Origin of the sequence: Lysobacter sp. BMK333-48F3 (assembly GCF_019733395.1) — a bacterium.
GTDB lineage: Bacteria > Pseudomonadota > Gammaproteobacteria > Xanthomonadales > Xanthomonadaceae > Lysobacter.
In genome coordinates this window covers 4,006,515-4,025,407 of record NZ_JAIHOO010000001.1, presented here as the reverse complement: position 1 = coordinate 4,025,407, position 18,893 = coordinate 4,006,515, and the positions used below count along the sequence as shown (strand labels likewise).

8 protein-coding genes are annotated in these 18,893 nt (G+C 69.5%); all 8 read right to left on the bottom strand.

Annotation, left to right across the window (positions count from 1 at the left end):
* Positions 1 to 3: 3 nt before the first annotated feature.
* The 8 genes from K4L06_RS17430 to K4L06_RS17395 all read right to left on the bottom strand — a co-directional run bounded on the left by K4L06_RS17430 (position 4) and on the right by K4L06_RS17395 (position 18,810).
* Positions 4 to 1,062 (bottom strand): two-component system response regulator, encoded by a 1,059-nt coding sequence (locus tag K4L06_RS17430; protein ID WP_087960666.1) that lies wholly within the window; start codon positions 1,060 to 1,062, stop codon positions 4 to 6.
* 251 nt (positions 1,063 to 1,313) lie between these two features.
* Positions 1,314 to 2,828 carry a lysine--tRNA ligase gene (gene lysS / locus K4L06_RS17425; RefSeq protein ID WP_221672596.1) on the bottom strand — a complete coding sequence of 505 codons (1,515 nt, stop codon included), beginning with the start codon at positions 2,826 to 2,828 and terminating at the stop codon, positions 1,314 to 1,316.
* A 182-nt stretch (positions 2,829 to 3,010) separates the two neighbouring features.
* Positions 3,011 to 4,139 (bottom strand): peptide chain release factor 2 gene (gene prfB / locus K4L06_RS17420; protein WP_221672595.1). Its coding sequence is split into 2 segments (ribosomal slippage): positions 3,011 to 4,063 and positions 4,065 to 4,139, totalling 1,128 coding nucleotides; the frame shifts between segments, so codons are not numbered across the junction.
* A 130-nt stretch (positions 4,140 to 4,269) separates the two neighbouring features.
* Positions 4,270 to 7,239, bottom strand: coding sequence for a VIT domain-containing protein (locus tag K4L06_RS17415; RefSeq protein ID WP_343225778.1), 2,970 nt, complete (start codon positions 7,237 to 7,239; stop codon positions 4,270 to 4,272).
* 394 nt (positions 7,240 to 7,633) lie between these two features.
* Positions 7,634 to 10,291, bottom strand: a complete 2,658-nt coding sequence (locus K4L06_RS17410; RefSeq protein ID WP_255595194.1) for a glycoside hydrolase family 2 protein — start codon at positions 10,289 to 10,291, stop codon at positions 7,634 to 7,636.
* A 341-nt stretch (positions 10,292 to 10,632) separates the two neighbouring features.
* Positions 10,633 to 13,533 carry a TonB-dependent receptor gene (locus K4L06_RS17405; protein WP_221672594.1) on the bottom strand — a complete coding sequence of 967 codons (2,901 nt, stop codon included), beginning with the start codon at positions 13,531 to 13,533 and terminating at the stop codon, positions 10,633 to 10,635.
* Positions 13,534 to 13,689: 156 nt separating this feature from the next.
* Positions 13,690 to 16,068, bottom strand: coding sequence for a family 20 glycosylhydrolase (locus K4L06_RS17400; protein ID WP_221672593.1), 2,379 nt, complete (start codon positions 16,066 to 16,068; stop codon positions 13,690 to 13,692).
* Positions 16,069 to 16,320: 252 nt separating this feature from the next.
* Complete coding sequence (locus K4L06_RS17395; protein ID WP_221672592.1) at positions 16,321 to 18,810, bottom strand: GH92 family glycosyl hydrolase; 2,490 nt, start codon at positions 18,808 to 18,810, stop codon at positions 16,321 to 16,323.
* Positions 18,811 to 18,893: the final 83 nt, after the last annotated feature.

The following is an 18,893-nucleotide window of genomic DNA, read 5'->3' as shown; positions in this document are numbered from 1 at the left end:
CGGCTACTCCAAGCCGGGACGAGGAAAGCTGGCCGAGTATCTGTCGCAAATTTCGTCGAGACGGGCGCGACTGCGGATCAGCGCATCCACGCACCGCGGGTCGAACAGGCGGCCCCGCTGGGCGTACATATACTCCAAAGCCTCTTCCACGTCCCAGGCTTTCTTGTAAGGACGGGGCGAAATCAGCGCGTCGAACACGTCGGCCACGGCCACGATCCGGGCCTCCAGCGGGATCTGCTCGCCGACCAGGCCGTCGGGGTAGCCGCTGCCGTCGTAGCGCTCGTGGTGGCGCAGGGCGATCAGGGCGCCGGCCTGGATGAAGCGGTTCTGGCTGCCGCTGAGCAGTTCGTAGCCGATCTTGGGATGACGGCGCATGACCGCCGTCTCCTCCTCGGTCAGCGGGCCGGGCTTCATCAGCACCGAGTCGGGAATGGCGATCTTGCCGATGTCGTGCAGCGGCGCGGCCATCTCGATGACCCGGATCTCGTCCTCGAACATGCCCAACTGCTCGGCGATCAGCCCGGCGATGTGCGACATCCGCTCCAGGTAGGCGCTGGTGCCGGCGTCGCGGTACTCGATCGCGCGCGCCAGCCGCGACAGGGTCTCGCGCTCGCGCTCCTCGACCTCGTGCATGCTCGACAGCAGGCGCTGCTCCAGCGACAGCGCGCGCTGCTTGACGTTCTCGGACTGCTGGCGCAACTGCAGCAGGTTGCGGCAACGCGCGCGCAGCTCGCGCGGGCGCACCGGCTTGACCAGGAAGTCGATCACCCCCGCTTCCAGCGCGGCCTGGCGCACCGGCTCGTCGCCGACCACGGTGACCAGGATGATCGGGATGTCGCGGTGCATCGGCAGGCGGCGGAAACGGCGCGCGAATTCCAGGCCGTCGATCCCGGGCATGCGGTAATCGAGCAGCAACAGGTCGGGCTGGTGCGTTTCGCACCAGGCGAGCGCGGCCTCGGGTTCGCCGAAATCGTGCACCGACAACTCGGGCGCTATGTCCTCGATGATGTGGCGCAGCATGGTCCGCGCGGACGTTTGGTCATCGACGATAACGACGTTCACACCGGTATCCGTAGTAGGGCCGCCCCCTGTGGCGGCCGATCCGCGAGCATACTCCGACGCGTTGCCCGTGACAGCCGTCTAAGGTCCCAAGTGGCAAACCTGGAACACCTCATTAGAAACCGCCGCGAGCCTGCGGCGCGCAGTCCGCAGTCGCAATGCGCGCGGTTCATCACGTTTTCTACGCAAGCCCACAACGAAAACGGCCAGCGAATGCCGGCCGTTTTCGGCTGCGCCTTGCGTTGGTCGCCGGCTCAGCCGCCGGCTTCCGGGCGCATGTAGGGGAACAGCAGCACGTCGCGGATCGAGGAACTGCCGGTCAGCATCATCACCAGGCGATCGATGCCGATGCCCAGGCCGCCGGTCGGCGGCAGGCCGACTTCCAGCGCGCGGATGTAGTCGGCGTCGTAGTGCATGGCCTCGTCGTCGCCGCCCTCCTTCTGGTCGACCTGGGCCTGGAAGCGCGCGGCCTGGTCTTCCGGATCGTTGAGCTCGGAGAAGCCGTTGGCCAGTTCCTTGCCGCCGATGAACAGCTCGAAGCGGTCGGTCAGCTCCGGGTCCAGGTCGTTGGCGCGCGCCAGCGGGCTGACCTCGACCGGGTGGTCGGTGATGAAGGTCGGCTGGATCAGGGTGTGCTCGACGGTCTTCTCGAAGATCTCCAGCAGCAGCTTGCCCCAGCCGTAGGACGGCTTGACCCCGATCTTCAGTCGCGCGCAGTGAGCGCGCATGGCGGCGAGGTCGCGCAGTTCCTCACGCTTGATCTCCGGGTTGTGCTCGAGCACCGCGTCGGTCATCGACCAGCGACGGAACCGCGGCCCCAGGTCGATGGCGCTGCCGTCCCATTCGACCTGGGTCGCGCCGAGCACGTCCTGCGCGGCATGGCGGATCACCGCCTCGGTCAGGTCCATGATCTCGGTGTAGGTGGCGTAGGCCTCGTACAGCTCGAGCATGGTGAACTCGGGGTTGTGCCGGGTCGACACGCCCTCGTTGCGGAAATTGCGGTTGATCTCGTAGACCCGCTCCAGGCCGCCGACCACCAGGCGCTTGAGGTACAGCTCCGGCGCCACCCGCAGGTACAGCTCCAGGTCGAGCGCGTTGTGGTGGGTGACGAAGGGCTTGGCCGCGGCGCCGCCGGGGATGTAATGCATCATCGGCGTTTCCACTTCCAGGAAGCGGCGCGCGTCGAGCCAGGCGCGCATCGCGCGGATGATCTTGGAGCGCTTGACGAACACTTCGCGCGCGTCCGGCGAGACGATCAGGTCGACGTAGCGCTGGCGGTAGCGCTGTTCGACGTCGCTGAGGCCGTGGAACTTGTCCGGCAGCGGACGCAGGGCCTTGGTCAGCAGGCGCAGCGACTCGGCCTTGACCGACAGCTCGCCGGTCTTGGTCCGGGTCAGCGGACCTTCGGCGGCGACGATGTCGCCCACGTCCCAGCCCTTGAACTTGTCGTAGGTCTCGCCGAGCGCGTTGGCCTGCAGGAACAACTGGATGCGGCCGGACTCGTCCTGGATCTGGACGAAGCTGGCCTTGCCCATCACCCGCTTGAGCAGGATCCGGCCGGCGACCGCGACGCGCTGGCCGCGGGCGTCCAGCGCCTCCTGGGACCAGGCTTCGGCGTCAACGAACTGCGCCTGCAGGTCGCCGACAAAGTCGCCGCGGCGGAAATCGTTCGGGAACGCGATCCCCTCCTCGCGCAGCGCCTTGAGTTTGCCGCGGCGCTCGGCGATCAGATGGTTCTCGTCGATGGGCGGCAGGTCGTTGTCGGTCATTGCGGTTTTGGGATTCGGGATTCGGGATTGGGGATTCGAAGCAGGGATTCCGGGAGTTGGCGGGATCGGCTTTAGCCAATCCCCAATCCCGAATCCCCTGAAGCAGGGATTCCGGGAGCGGGCGGGATAGGTTTTGGCCAATCCCTAATCCCCGATCCCGAATTCCCGAGGCGGCAGCCGCCTCAGACAGCGTCGGAACGTTTCGAGCCGACTTCCAGGCCGGACTTCAGGCTGGCTTCGACGAATTCGTCGAGGTCGCCGTCGAGCACCTTCTGGGTATCGCTGCGCTCGATGCCGGTGCGCAGGTCCTTGATCCGGCTCTGGTCGAGCACGTAGTTGCGGATCTGGCTGCCCCAGCCGATGTCGGACTTGGTCGCTTCGACCGCGTCGCGCTCGGCGTTGCGCTTCTGCATTTCCAGTTCGTACAACTTCGCCGCGAGCATCTTCATCGCCCGGTCGCGGTTGGCGTGCTGGCTGCGCTCGGTCTGGCAGGCCACGACAATGCCGCTGGGCACGTGGGTGATGCGCACCGCCGACTCGGTCTTGTTGACGTGCTGGCCGCCCGCGCCGGAAGACCGGTACACGTCGGTCTTGAGGTCGGCCGGATTGATCTCGATGTCGATCTTGTCGTCGACTTCCGGCGACACGAACACCGAGGTGAAGCTGGTGTGGCGGCGGTTGTCGGAGTCGAACGGCGACTTGCGCACCAGCCGGTGCACGCCGGTCTCGGTCTTCAGCCAGCCGTAGGCGAAGTCGCCCTCGACCCGGAAGGTGGCCGACTTGATCCCGGCGACGTCGCCGCCGCTGACTTCCATCAGCTCGGCTTTCCAGCCGCGCGATTCGGCCCAGCGCAGGTACATGCGCAGCAGGATTTCGGCCCAGTCCTGGGCCTCGGTGCCGCCGGCGCCGGCCTGGATGTCGACGAAGGCGTTGGTGGAATCCATCTGGCCGGAGAACATGCGCTGGAATTCCAGCTTCTCGACCTGCTTGCTGTAGCGCTCGACGTCGTCGACCACGGCCAGGGCGGTGGACTCGTCGTCCTCCATCTCGGCCAGTTCCAGCAGCTCCAGGCCGCCGACCAGGCCGTCGGTGAGGCTGCGGATGCCGGTCACCACCTTGTCCAGCGAGGCGCGCTCGCGGCCCAGGCCCTGGGCGCGCTCGGCGTCGTTCCAGACGTCGGGGCTTTCCAGCTCGCGGTTTACTTCTTCCAGACGTTCGACTTTGCTGTCGTAGTCAAAGATACCCCCTCAGCGCATCCAGCCGACCCTTGAGGTCGGCGATGCGCTGGCGGACGGGATTGAGTTCGATCATGTCCGAGTGGTCTTGATGCGGATGAACCGGCGATTCTAGCAGCCCGGCGGCCGCCCCGCCCTGCCCTGCGGCCCGCGCCGCCGCGCTCCGGGCCGGGCGGACGCCGCGGCGCCCGCCCGGCCGCGGCGGTTCAGCGGACCTCGAACTCGCCGACCAGGATCTGCTCCTTGGCGTCCTTCAGCCGCAGGGTGACCTGGCGGTCCTGCTGGCCGGGGCCGCCGAAGCCGGTGCTCAGGCGCAGGCTCAGGGTGGTCGCCCCGGTCACCAGTTGCTGGCGGTCGCCGTAGAACTGGGCCTCGACCTTGTACTTGCCGGGCTTGGCCCGGCGCAGGGCGAACTCCTCCGGGCCGTAGCCGCCGGTGAAATCGTCGGTGATGCGCCCGCCCTGGTAGGTCAGGTCGTTGCCGTAGTAGCACTTCTCCCCGTTCGGGTCGGTGACCCACAGGTCCATGTCGCTGTTGTCGCTGTCCCAGCTCAGCACCGCGCGCAAGGCCAGCGGCAGGTTGCGGCGCAGGCGCGGATCGACCCGCCCCAGGTCGACCCGGCCCGGGTGGGCGGCGGCGATCGCGTTGAGTTCGGCCAGGGCGATTTCCTCGACCCCGTCGAAGCGGCCGTCCCAGCTGCGCAGGACGACCTCGTACAACTGGTCGACCGCGTCCTGGGCCCGGCCGGCGGCGGCGTAGGCCAGGCCCAGGTCGCGGAAGCTCTGCGGCTCCTCTTCGGCCATCCGCTGCACCCGTTCCAGCACCTGCGCGGCCAGCGCCGGCTGCCCGGCCTGCATCAGCCGGTAGCCGAGCACGCGCAGCACGTGGCGGTTCTCCAGGTCCAGCTCGGCCAGGTTGGACAGCACCCGCAGCGCCAGTTCCGGCCGGCCCTTCTCGAACAGCACGTCGGCGGCGTCGAGGTAGAACGCGGTGCTGTCGGCCTGCGAATCGCGTTCGTCGAGGTAGATCGCGTAGGCGCTGCCTGCGTCGGCCTTGCGCAGGCGGCGGGCGTAGGGCGAATCCGGCTGCCAGGCCTGCAGGGCGATGCGGGCCGGGCGCTGGACGGCGGCCGATCCCGCCTCGTCCTGCTCCAGGCGATGCCCGGTGACGACGATCTTGTCGATCGCTTCGGCCGCTACTCCCGCGGCGGCCGGGGCGGGCCTCTGTACCCGGTCCAGGGTCGTGGGTTCCCGGGCAAAATCCGCCGGCGCCGGCGCCGGCGGCGCGTAGGCTACCGCCGCCGCCGGCGCGACGTCGGCCACCCGCCGGCGCTCGTCCGCGGCGACCGCCAACGGCGGCTTGCCCTTGGGGAAATCGTGCTGCCACCAGTCGATGCGCTCCTGGTAGCTGTCCGCGACCAGGTCGAGGTGGATGCGGCGTTCGCCGGCGACCTGTTCTTCCTGCGCCGACAGCAGGCGCCGGTATTCCTCGCGCAGCGGCGCCGGCGGCTCGATACGGTAGCGCGCGTAATCGGCCACGTCTTCCAGCACGATCAGCGAGGTTTCGGCGTTGACCAGGCCGAAGCGCTGGCCGAGCCGGGCGATCTGCGCCCGATGGCGTTCGGGGTCGGCCTGCAGCGCGCGGATCGAGTACTGCGCCCACAGCGCCGCCGGGAAGCGGCTGTTCGGGATCGCCGCCTCGTCGGCGCCGATCGGCAGTTCCAGCTCGCGCTCGCCGCCGGCGTCGCGCAACCGCAGGCGCAGCGTCGCCGGCGCGTCGCGCAGACGGCCGGCGATGCGCAGCAGGCCGGCGTCGGCGAAGCTCGACTCGGCCACCGCATCGGCGATGCCGGCGCCGCCCACCGACAACAGCTGCGGCGCCAGTTCGAGCAGCTCGCGCGCCGCGCGCTCGATCTCGCCGGCGCGGCTCCAGGCGATCAGGCGTCCGCCGTGGGCCTGCGCGAGCGCGCGCAAGCGGTCGTTGTCGCCGTCGGCGCCGGCGGCGTTGAGCGCGTACAGGCGCTGCTGCGGGCCCAGTGCGGGCAGGCGCTGCTCGCCGTAATTGAACAACCCGTCGCTGAAAAGCAGGTATTCGCCGACCTCGGCCTGCGCGGTCCAGCCGCCCGGATCGGTGGCGCCGTCGTAGACGGTGTCGTCCAGCTCACGGCGCAGCGCCGACCAGTCGCCGCCGCGGACCTCGAAGGTCTGCGCCGCTTCGGCACGGTCGCGCAGGCGGATCAGGCGCACCTGCACGCTGCCGGCGGCGCGGAAATAGCGGTCGAGCAAGTCCAGCTCGCCGGCGTGGTCGCGCTTGCGGCCGGAGGCCGAGGCGTCCCACAGCAGGCCCACGGTTCGCGGCAGCGTGCGCGGCGCCGAAGCGCCGCTCAGCGGCACTTCGGCCAGGAAGTAGCGTTCGCCGGCGACGTCCTGCACGTAGCTGCGCGCCTGCGCGGCGCGCGGCAGGCGCAGGCTCAGCGCTTCGCCCGGCGGACGCTCGGTCAGGATCAGGCGGTAACCGCGGCCGTCCTTGCGCGGCTTCAGCCCGCGTGCCAGGCCCAGCGCCTCGGGCTTGGCCGCCGTGCGCAGTTCGCCGGCGAAGCGGCCGGCGCCTTCGGCGAAGCGCAACGGCAACTGGTACAGCCAACCCTCGCCGTCCAGGCGCAGCGATTCGACCAGGTCCAGCCGCACCCGGCGCGTACCGCCGGCCGGGATCGGATACACCCGCAGCTTGAATTGATTGCCGGCGGTCTGTTCGAGCAGACCGGGGTCGATGCCGCGGCGTTCGATCGCCTCGAACACCTGCCGACCCTGCGCCTTCGGCACCGGCACCGCGTCGCGCATCGCGCCGCCGATATCCAGGGCGAAGCCGGCGACCTGCTGGCCGGGCTGCAGCGGGAACTGCAGCTCGCCTTCCAGCACGCGCGCGTTGGGATTGCGGAACACCAGCTCGATCGAAGTCCGCGCCAGGCCGCCGACGATCTCGCCGTCGACCTGCGCCGATGCCAGTTCGATCGGCCGTTCGAGCGAGTCCCCGGCGACGCGCAGCAGCGGCGGCGAGGGCGGAGCGGTCAGATCGGCGGGCGTCTGCGCGTCGGCCAGGCCGACCAGGCCGACCAGGCCCAGAGGCAGGCTGAGCAGCAGGCCGGCGAGCACGGCGGGGGCAAAGGGGAATTTCACCGGAGGCGCTTCCTTGTGGCGGGGTCGAATCCCTTAACGCGCGAACCGCGCGAACGGGGTGAGGCTTCCTTGCCGGCGGGCGATGCCGCAGCGGTGGGGCCAGCTTCGACGATGCCGGCGGGGGTGGCAAGCGCGGCGGATCGGCCTGCGCACGCGTCCCGCCTTGCGCGGGCATTCCGGTCGCGGCTCACGCCGCTCCTACACAAGCAGGGCGCCGATAGTCATGCCAGGCCCTACGGTTCCCCCCTTTGAAAAAGGGGGGCCAGGGGGGATTTGCTTTGGCTTTGGCTTTGGCTTTAGCTCTTGCTTTCACCGCCACCCGCAAGCGCGCGATCGCGGCTTGTGACCAGAGGAAATCCCCTGGGACGCCGCTCCTACCCTTGCAGCCTGCGGCTCAAGGGCGATGCAAGGAGCGCAATTGCAGCGCTTGGCGCAGTTCGTCCAGACCGGCCGGGGACGTCAACGCGATCTCGACGGTCTCGCCCGGCAGCAAGGTCAGGGCGTTGTCGGCCAAGGTCGCGTCGCGATCGCCGAAGTCGATCCACACTGCGCGTGCGAGGGCATCGGCGTGCAGGCGCAGCACGTAGCCCGCGCCCTCGCGACGCAGCTCGGCGCGCAGCTTGGGATCCGGCCAGGTCAGGGTCTTGGCTTCGCCGAAGTAGACCGCACGCCGCGACACGCTGCGGCCGTCGACGATCAGGTCGAACACCGCCGCGGTGCGCTTGGGATCGGCGCCACGCAGCAGTTCCTGGTCGCTCCAGGCGCCGGCCGCGGTGGACGCCGCCGCGGCCAGGTTCGCCGGGTGGCGCTCGTCGCGATGCACCTTGCCGTCGAAATCGATCACCCGCAGGCGCCATTGCGCCGGCACGGCCGCCTGCCGGTCGGAGATCAGGCTCAGTTCGGTGCGCGCCTGGGCCGGCCGCCGCAGCGGCGCCACGGTCAGTTCGGCGAAGAAGCGCTTGGCGTGGAAATGCAGCGGCTTCCAGCGGCCGAAGTAATCCAGGCTGGCCCAGGACGCGCCCGGCCAGACGTCGTTCAACTGCCAGTACAGCGAGCCCATGGTGCGCGGCCGCGAGGCGCGGTGATGCAGCGCGGCCAGTTCGATGCCCTCGGCCTGGACCTGCTGGCTCAGGTAGACGAAGTCGGCGAAGTCGCGCGGCTCGCCGTATTCGCCGCGGATGTACTTGAGCAGGCGGGTATTGCCGTCGCCAGCGAGGAATTTCTGGTGGGCGCGGATCACCGGCGTCTCGACGCCCTGCTCTTCCGGCTTGGCGAACGCGCCGATGGTGCGCAGCGAGGGCCAGCCCTGCAGGCCGTACTCGGACATGAAGCGCGGGGTCTCGTCGAGATAGGCCGTGGCCGGCAGCGCCGGCCCGCCCCACACGTCCCAGTAATGCTTGTCGCCGTTGTTGGAGTCGTTGGCCTTCTCGGCCAGGTCGTTGCTGGGCGAACTGGACCAGTACGGCACGCCGGCGCCCTCCTCGGCCACGACCTGGCGCAGGTCCTTGCCGAACAGCGCGACATAGCCGTCCCACACGGTCTGGGCGAAGGCCGGGTCGGCCTCTTTCAGCTTCTTGCCGTGGCCCCAGTCCTTCCAGGCGGTCTCTTCCTCGTTGTTGCCGCACCACAGCACGATGCTGGGATGGTTGCGCAGCCGGCGCACGTTGTCGCGCGCCTCGGCGACCACGTTGGCGCGGAACGCGGCGTCGTAGCCGGGCGGCATGCCGCCGCCGAACATGAAGTCCTGCCACACCATCAGGCCGAGTTCGTCGGCGATGTCGAAGAAGTCGTCCGACTCGTAATAGCCGCCGCCCCAGTTGCGGATCATGTTCATGTTGGCGTCGCGCGCCGACTGCAGGTCGCGGCGCAGGCGCTCGCGGCTCACCCGCGCCGGGAACGCGTCGAACGGAATCGCGTTGGCGCCCTTGGCGAACACTTCCACGCCGTTGACGACGAAGGCGAAACCCTGGCCGTGCGCGTCCTTTTCGCGCTTGATCTGCACCGTGCGCAGGCCGGTGCGGCGGCCGGCCTGGGCCAGCACTGCATCGCCGTCGCGCACGGTGGCGCGGAACGCGTACAGCGGCTGCGCGCCGTAGCCGACCGGGTACCACAGCTGCGGCCGCTCGATCCGGACCGGGATCGAGACCCGGTTCTGGCCGGGCTTGAACTCGACTTCGTGGCGCAGCACCTGCCTGGCGCCGTCCGGCGCTGCGTACTCCAGTTCGACGGTCGCGGCGCCGGCGCGCGCGCCGACGATCTCCAGCTCGGCCGACAGCTCGGCCGCGTCGCGGCCGATCCGTTGCGGGTTCAGATGCAGGTCGGCCAGGCGCAGGCGATCCCAGCTTTCCAGGCGCACGCCGCGCCAGATGCCGGCGCTGACGTAGCGCGGGCCCCAGTCCCAACCGTAGTGATAACCCGGCTTGCGGGCGAAGTTGCCGGTCATCGCATCCTTGGGCTCGTCGCCGTAGGGCGAGGGATAGTTGCCGGCGATCTTGTTCGGCATCGCCTGCACCTGCGGCAGCAGCTTGCGGATCGGCGAGGCGAACACGATGCGCAGCTCGTTGCTGCGTTCGCGCAGGCGGCCGTCGACCGGCGCGCGCCAGGTGCGGAAGGTATTGTCGGCGCGCAGCAGTTCGCGGCCGTTGAGATAGACGGTGGCGAACGTGTCCAGGCCGTCGAACACCAGTTCGTTGCGCGCGCGCGCCAACGTCGCGCGGTCCAGATCGAAACGGGTCCGGTACTCCCAGCCGGCCAGGCCGATCCACTGCAATTGCGCCTCCGGCGCGCCGACATAGGGGTCGACGATCAGTCCGGCGGCGAGCAGGTCGGTGTGGACGTGGCCGGGCACCTGCGCGGCATGCCAATCGGTGGCGTCGCGGTGCGCGGCCGCCTCGGGGTCGCCGGGCAGCAGGCGGAACTGCCAGCCGGCGTGCAGTTCGCGGCTGGCCAGCGGCGCCGCCTGGGCCGTCCAGGCGGAGGCGACCGCCAGCAGCATCAGGGCGATGGCGGCGAGCGTGCGCCAGGAGGACGAAGGCCTTGCGGTCTGGGGCATGGTTCACCTGTTGGAGAAGAAGCGCGCCGGCACAAGCCGGTCCGCGCGCGAATTCGGGGCCGCGCCGGCGCAGCGACGGAGGCGGCCGTGGCGGCGACCGGGCGAAGACGCGCCGGAAAAAAACGGGAGCGCGCATTCCCGCGCTCCCGTTCCGAGGTCCGGACAAGACCTCGCGGCACGCTTTCCGAGGGTGGCCGCGAGGGGGTACACCGCCTTGCCCGGGAGGTCCGCCGTCGTTCCGCAGCGCCACTGGAGAGGGACGCCGCGGCCCGCCGGCGGGGTTACCGCCGCACGCAGGGGCCCGGGCGGCCCCTGCGTCCGATTCTTGAACCGCATTGCGATCAGTCGAACTTGTAAACGAATTCGGCCGAGATTTCACGACCCACGCGCGGGAACACGCGCTCGTTGGCGTAGGCGAAGAACATCTTGTACGGGTCCTTGTAGTCGGCCTCGTCGAACAGGTTGTCGATGTACAGGTTGACCCGGGCCTGCTCGGTCAGCTGGTAGCCGGCGGTCAGGTTGAAGAACACCGGCGCCTTGAGCTTGCCGACCATCCGGCAGGAGGTGTCGGTCTGGCCGGGCAGGATCGGCGCGCAGCGGTTGTAGTTGTCGCCGTTGACGTGGCCGACCCGGTTGGCGAACAAGGTCGCGTTCCAGGGGCCGCGGCTCCAGCTGGCGCTGGCGCGGGCGAAGGTGCGCACGTCGTTGTCGCGGTTCTCCTGCATCGGCGCGCCGGGGTCGCGCTGCTCGTTGTTCTTGAGCTGGTTGGTGTAGTTGAGCTGGAAGCTGAAATCGCCCCAGCGGGTGGCCGGCAGCTTGTAGCGCGCGGACACGTCGACGCCGGCCACCTCGCGGTAGGCGATGTTGATCGGGCCGCTGCTGACCGACAGCACCTGGCCGAGCGGATAGTTCGGGTCGGCGACGCCGGCGGCGTTGGTGCCCGGCGCGCTGCGGGTCACCCGCGACTGGATGCTGGCGCAGGTCGACGAGCCCGGGTTGACCTGCATGCGGTCTTCCGGACGCCGCGGCTTGCCGTTGATGCACTGGCTTTCCAGCTCCAGGATGTCGGCGATGTTGAAATCGCGGACCTGGTTGTCGATGGTCATGCGCCAGTAGTCGGCGCTGAACGACAGATTGTCGGTCGCGTCCCAGACCAGGCCGGCGCTCCACGACTTGCCGGTCTCGCTGTCGAGCTGGAGGTTGCCGGTGCGGCTGATGTTGTGGCGGTAGTACAGCGCCTGCGAGCCGCAGTTCGGGCCCAGGCCGCGGGCGATGCAGGTGGCCACGTCGGCGTCTTCCTGGGTGCCGGTGCCGCTGGTCGCGAACAGGTAGTGCATGTCCGGCGCGCGGAAGGTGGTGTTGTAGGCGCCGCGCACCAGCAGGCTGTCGATCGGCCGCCATTCCAGGCCGGCGTTCCAGGTGAAGTTGCTTTCCTTGCGGCTGTCGTCGTCGTAGCGGTCGAAGCGGCCGGCGGTGGTCAGGTCCAGGGTCGAGAACAGCGGCAGCTTGAATTCCACCCCGGCCGCGTAGCGCTTGCGGTCGCCGCCGCCGAGGTTGGTGCCGCCGGGCTGGTCGTACTGCTTGTTCGGGCCGTAGGTCAGCGGGTCGGGATTGAGCCGATAGCCCTGCGAACCGGCTTCGAGCACCGCGGCGAAACCGACCGGGCCGGCCGGCAGGTCGAACAGCTCGCCGCTGAGCGAGAACTGGGCCTGGTTCATCCACGATTTGGCGCGGCTGTGGCCGTGGGTGGTCAGCTTCTGGAAGGTGCCGATGTCCATCGGGTTCCAGAACCGGTTCATGTCCAACCGGTAGGCCGGCAAGCCGGCGTTGGTTCCCAGTTGCGGGCCGAGGAAGTATTCGTCCACCGCGCTCTGCACCACCGCGGGGAAGCTGAAGTCGACTTCGTACTCGGTGCGGCCGATGGTGACGTCCCAGTTGAAGCGTTCGCCGAAGCGGCCGCGCACGCCGCCGGCCAGATCCCAGGAACGCTCGTTGGTGTAGAACAGGAACGGGTCGCGGCCGCCGGCCTCCGGCACGGTGAAGGCGCGGCGCGCCTGGTAGCTGCGGCCGGTATTCTGGTCGTAGAACGCGCCGCCGCGGTTGAGTTCGAAGCGCAGCGCCTCGTCCTGGCGCGACTCGCCTTCGCTGTCCCAGACCGAACCGCTGGCCCACAGCTGCATGCCGTTGTCGAGGTCGTAGCTGAAGTTGCCGAACGCCGACAGGTTGTTGGAGCCGTTGCGCAGGCTCCACAGCGCGTTGCCGCGCGCCTGGGTGCAGCTGTAGCCGGGGAACTCGGGCGGGTTGCCCTCGTTGCCGAGGAAGTTGTGCAGCGGCAGGTCTTCGAAGCGGTCGCAGGCCCCGGCCGGCGGGGTCACCCGGCGCTTGGCCGCGCTGTCGATCAGCTCCACGCCCCAGACCCAGGGCCAGGGATCGTTGACCAGCGGCTTGACCGTGGCCGCCGGTTCCAGGTCGGAGGCGAGGAAGCCGCGCTGGCCGGCGAAGATGGTCTCGCGCCCGCTCCACTGCACGCCGTAGGTCGCGCTCCACTTCTCGCCGGTGCGGCCGCCGGTCCAGGACAGGTCGAAGGAGTCGCCGCCGCCGCGGCTGGTCGTACCGCCCTTGATCCGGACCTCATCGCCGTTGAAGTTCTTCTTCATGATGATGTTGATCACGCCGGCCATCGCGTCGGAGCCGTAGATCGCCGAGCCGCCGCTGGCCAGCACCTCGATCCGCTCGACCGCGGACATCGGGATGTTGTTGAAGTTGGCGAAGTTGCCGCGGCCCTCGTAGGGCAGCGGATAGTCGGCGACGCGGCGGCCGTCGATCAGCAGCAGGGTGCGGCCGGGGCCGAGGTTGCGCAGGTTGAGCGGGCTGGCGTTGGGGGTCGGGCCCTTGTTGACGTCGGCCTGGACCGAACCGGTGACTTCGGTCAGGGTGCTCAGCGCCTCGTACACGGTGGCGAAGCCTTCGCGCTTGATCTGGTCGGAACTGATCACGGTCACCGGCGCCGGGCCTTCGATCTCGGCGCGCTTGATGCGCGAACCGGTCACGGTGATCTTGTCGATCGACTTGACCTCCTCGCCCGCGGCGGCCGCCTCCTGCGCGGCGGCGAGGCCGGGCAGGTACAGCGCGGCGAGCATCGCCGCGGTCAAGGCATGGCGGCGCGCGCGGCGCGGTCGGGCGCCCACGGCGCGCTGTGCGAAAGCCGGCTGCTCGAAGTTGGACTGCTTGCTCTGGTTCACCTGCGTACCCCTCCCAAATCGCGGCCGGGCTCCGGCCAAGGTTGCGTTCGTGTGGTCTGTTGCGGTGTGCAGTTGCGGTTCGTGGCGTGTCGGTCCCGGTTCTGTCGCCGGCCTGTTTTTGGATCGATCTAAACTTCTGTCGAAAAAAAACCGGAATCAGTGCCGCGCGGCTTGCGGATCGAGATCGCGCAGCGCGGCGCCCGGCGCGGCCCACTGCAGGCGCAGGCTGCGCCCGCCGTCGCGCTGGTACCAATCCAGGCGCAGGCGATGCCAGCCGCGTTTCAGCGGCACTTCGCCGATCAGGGTCTGGTCGTAGCTGTCGTTGCGGATCACCGGTTCTCCATCCACGTACAAGGCCGAGCGGTCGTCGCCCTGCAAGGCGAAGCGGTACACCCCGTCCGCCGGCGCTTCGACATAGCCATCGAAGCTCAGGCCGTAGCGGCGTTGCAGACCGTAGCCGTCGACGTCCAGCGAGTTCGCCGCGCCCTGCTTCGCCGGCGCGCCGGCGCGGGCGAATTCGTCCAGCGAGGCGTAGCTGCCCTGGTACAGCCGATACGCCAGCCCCGCGCGCGCGGCCTGCGGCAGCGGCGACGCCGGCAGATACTCTCGATAACGCAGCACCGCCTCGTGCACCCCACTGCGGCGGCCGTCGGCGAGTTCGGTGACGGTGCGCAGGGTGCGGCTGCGGCCGAGCGCGACCGCGACCTCGAGCGGCCCGTCGATCAGCGCCGATCGCGCGCCCGGCTCGCTGCCGTCGAGGGTGTAGCGGATCTTCGCCCCGGGCACCGCCGGAGTCAGTTCGAAACGGTGCCGGTACTCCTCGCCCTCGCCCGCCGCCTGCACCCGCATCACATCGGCCAGGCCCTGCGGCGCCGGAATCCGATAGCCGACGCCCTGCCGGTCCAGATGCGGAAACTGGCCGCGCAGCCGGCGCTCGAAATCGGCGTAGTCGCGCCCGGCCTGCGGGGTCCAGCCGACTTCGGCCAGGGCCAGCAGGCGCGGGAACACCATGTATTCGACCATCGCCTCGGTCTTGAGGTGTTCGGTCCAGACATTGCCCTGCACGCCCAGCACGTGCCGCGCCTGCGCCGCGTTCAACGCCGCCGGCACCGGGTCGTAGCCGTAGACCTTGGCCAGGGTCAGCTCGCCGCCGAGGTTCCATTGCTCGTACTTCGCCGGCCCCTGGCCGTAGTCGAAATAACAGCACTGGGTCGGGCTCATGATCACGTCGTGGCCCTGCTGCGCGGCGGCGATCCCGCCGGCCTCGCCGCGCCAGGACATCACCGTCGCGTCCGGCGCCAGGCCGCCTTCGAGGATCTCGTCCCAGCCGATGATGCGCTTGCCGCGGGTGTGCAGGAACTTCTCCATCCGGCGGATGAAATAGCTCTGCAGCTCGTGTTCGTCCCTGAGGCCTTCGCGGCGCATCACCGCCTGCGCGACTTCGCTGGCCTGCCAGCGGGTCTTCGGCGCCTCGTCGCCGCCGATGTGCAGGTACGGCGCCGGAAACAGCGCGACCACTTCGTCGAGCACGTTCTCCAGGAACTTGAAGGTTTCTTCCTTGGGGCAGTAGATGTCGTCGTACACGCCCCAGTTGGTGCCGACCTCGAACGGGCCCGGCGTGCAGGCCAGTTCCGGATACGCCGCCAATGCCGCCAGCGAATGCCCGGGCATTTCGATTTCCGGGATCACCGTGATATGGCGTTCGCGCGCATAGGCCACGACCTCGCGCACCTGGTCCTGGGTGTAGAAACCGCCGTAGGGCTTGCCGTCGCCGACGTAGGGGTCGATGTTGCGGCCGACTACGGTTTCCTTGCGCTGGGCGCCGACTGCGGTCAGCTTGGGATAGCGCTTGATCTCGATCCGCCAGCCCTGGTCTTCGGTCAGGTGCCAGTGGAAGGTATTGAGCTTGTACTGCGCCATCAGGTCGATGTAGCGCTTGAGGAAGGCGACCGGGTACAGATGCCGGCCGACGTCCAGGTGCATGCCGCGATAGACGAAGCGCGGCGCGTCCTCGATGCTCAGCGAGCGCAGGCGCAACGGCGCGTCGACGCGCGCGGCCGGCAACAGCTGGCGCAGGGTCTGGTAGCCGTAGAACAAGCCCGCCGGCGGACCGGCCAGACGGATGCCCCGCTCGCTGACGTCGAGCCGATAGCGTTCGTCGGCGCGCGCATCGCCGCCGGCCGCGGGCTCGGCGACCAACTGCACATAGGCCGACGCTTCGTCCTCGCCTTTGCGCCGCTTGGGCGCGCCGTCGCGCAGGGTCAGGGTCAGGCCCTGGCGCAGTGCGAGTTCGTCGCGCAACAAACGCGCGACGGCGCGGGCTTCGGCGTTGTTGGCGTAGATCGTGGTATCCGCACCGAGCGCGAACTCGCCCTCGCCCGCTCGCACCTGCGCCGGGCGCGGCACCAACTCCGGCGCCGGCGCTTGCGGCACGGCGCTATCGGCGGCGCTTGCGGTAGGAGCGGCGGCGCCGATCAAGCCGAACAGCAGCCAGGACAGGCGGGCGCGGGACAGTTTCGCCAGGGTGCGTTTCATGGACGAGTCTCGGACGATGCAGGTAGGTCGCGGTGCAGCCCTGGGTTCCCGCTTGCGCGGGAATGACGGCATGAGAGCCTGTCCCGGCGCCTGAAGACTTCCCCGGCGGCGTCCCCGCGCAGGCGGGGATCCAGGGACTGCAGCGCGTGCGCGCGATCGGCTCGACCGGAACCGTCCGCCCTGCCCCGCTCGCTCGTCGGCGAGCAAGGCGACATGGCGGCGGCGGTCCGAGACCTCATCGCAGGCCGCGCCTCAGTTCGGCGCCGCGCAGGCCGAGGCCGGCAGCGCCGCGGCCTGGGTGCCCCAGGCCGGCGCCGGCTGGGTGCCCAGATCGAAACGCAGGGTGCCGCCGCCGCGCAACGCGCTCCAGTCCAGCCAGACCTTGTCCTGGGCCTTACCGTCGAACTTGGCGCCTTGCACGTACTGCACGCTGCGGCCGTCGGCGCCCGGCGCTTGGATGCGCAAGGTCTTGCCCTTGCCCAAGTCGAGTTCGACCTGCTCGAAGCGCGGCGTGTGCAACAGCAGTTCGCCGGTGCCCGGCACCGCCGGGTACAGGCCGATCGCGCTGAACAGATACCAGGCCGACATGGTGCCGAGGTCGTCGTTGCCGGTTACCCCGTTGGGCGCGTTGGTGAACAAGGCCTGGGCCGAGCGCAGCACGGTCGCGGTCTTCCACGGCTGGCCGATCAGCGTGTACATCCACGGGCTGTGCAGGTCGGGCTCGTTGTTGGGGTTGTAGCGGTACTGGTTGTAGTAGCTGTACGGCCCGACCACCCACTGTTTGCGCGCCGCATTGAGCGGATCGGCCTGCAATTGGTCGTAGGCGAAGAACGCGTCCAGACGCTTGCCGGTCTGCTCGGCGCCGCCCATCGCCGCGACCAGGCCGGACACGTCCTGCTGCACTAGCCACTGGTACTGCCAGGCGGTGCCTTCGTGGAAACCGTGGTGCGAGCGCGGGCTGTAGCCGCCGTCGGCTTCGATGTAGAACCGGCCGTCGTCCAGGCGCGGACGCGGGAAGCCGCGGAAGCCCAGCTCCGGGTCGGCCGCATCGGCGTCCCAGACCTTGCGCCAGTTGCGGCCGCGTTCGCGCAGCACGGCCGCGTCGTCGCTCTTGCCCAGCGCCTGCGCCATCTGCGCCAGCGAGCAGTCGGCCAGGGCGTACTCCAGGGTCGAGGAGCCGCCGTGGTGCGGATCCACGTCCATGCTCTTGGCCGGGAAAGCGCGATCGTACTGGACGAAACCGCGGCTGAGATAACTCGGATTGCCGGCGCGGCCCTGGCTGCGCACCAAGGGCGACGGCGTGCCCCAGGCGTTCTGGCGCAGCGCCGCGTAGGCCTGCTGTTCGCGGCCTTCGAGCGCGCCGAAGCGCCACAGGTCGACCAGGAACGGCGTCGCCGGGTCGCCGGTCATGACGTTGCTGTCGTAATTGGCGTAGCCCCAGCGCGGCAGCCAGCCGTTCTGCTCGTGGATCTTCAACACCGACTGGGCGATGTCGCGCGCGCGTTGCGGGCGCAGCATCGCCAGCAGCTGGTTCTGCGAGCGATAGGTGTCCCAGAGCGAGAAGTACTCGTAGTAGGTCCAGCCCTCGGCCTTGTGGACCTCGGTGTCGTAGCCGCGGTAACGGCCGTCGCTGTCGCTGCCGGTCAACGGCTGCAGCAGCGAGTGATACAGCGCGGTATAGAACACGGTGCGGTCGTCGCCGCTGCCGCCCTTGACCCGCACCGAATTCAGTTCCTGGCGCCAGGCGTCCTGGGCCTGCTTGCGCATCGCCTCGAAGCTCAGCGGCTTGCCGCCGCGGCTGGCTTCGTCGCGCAGGTTGCGGCGTGCGCCTTCGAGATCGACGTGCGAGATCGCGCTCAGCGCGGTCACCGACTTGCCCTTGGCGGTGTCGAAGCTGAACCAGGCGCCGTGCGGACGGGTGTCGCCCTGCATGCTGACCCGGCCGCCGGGATGGCCGCCGGTTTCGTCCCACACGCCATGGCTGGCGAAGGGGCGGTCGAATTCCATCCGGAACCAGGTGGTGTACTGCTGGCCGCCGCAGAAGCTCTTGGTGACGATCTTGCCTTCGATGGCGCGGTCGCCGACCACTTCGATATTGCTGCCGACCACCAGATGGCGTTCGTTGGCCTGGCCGGTGTTGACCAGGATCGTGCCCTGCGCGGCGCCGGCCGGGAAGGTGTAGCGCTCGGCCGCGGCGCGGGTCAGCGCGGTGGCTTCGGCCTCGATCGGGCCGGCCGCCTCGCCGGTCAGGCGCACCTTGTAGTAGCCGGCCTGGCCGACTTCGCCGTCGTGGCTATAGGCCGAGGCATAGGCCTTGTGATCGAAGGCCTTGGGGTTCTTGGTGTCGAAACGCTGGCCCGGGCCGATCTGGCCGGTGGTCGGCAGCACCGACAACTGGCCGCCCTGCTCCCAGCAACCGGCGCCGGACAGGAAGGAATGGCCGAAGCCGCGGATCTTGGGATCGTCGTAGCGCCAGCCGCTGTAGTGGTCGCCGATCGGGCTGACCTGGATCAGGCCGAACGGCGCCGAGGCGCCGGGGAAGGTGTTGCCGTCGTCCTTGCTGCCGATGAAGGTGTTGACCTCGGCCGCCGGATCGGCCGCCGGCGCGGCCGCGCCGGCCAGGGCCAGCGACAAGGCGGTCGCTCCGGTCAGCCAGGCCTTGCCGTTTCCGCCCCTGCGCCGCGTCGCCGCGCCGTCGCCGAAAGCCGAAGCCTGCCCTTGCCTCACCGGAGTACGAGTCATCGTGGTTGCGCCCTGCCGTCGCTTGGAAACATCGGTTGGAAAATATGAGGAATCCGCCGCGACGGCCCCGCAGGGCCGCCGCG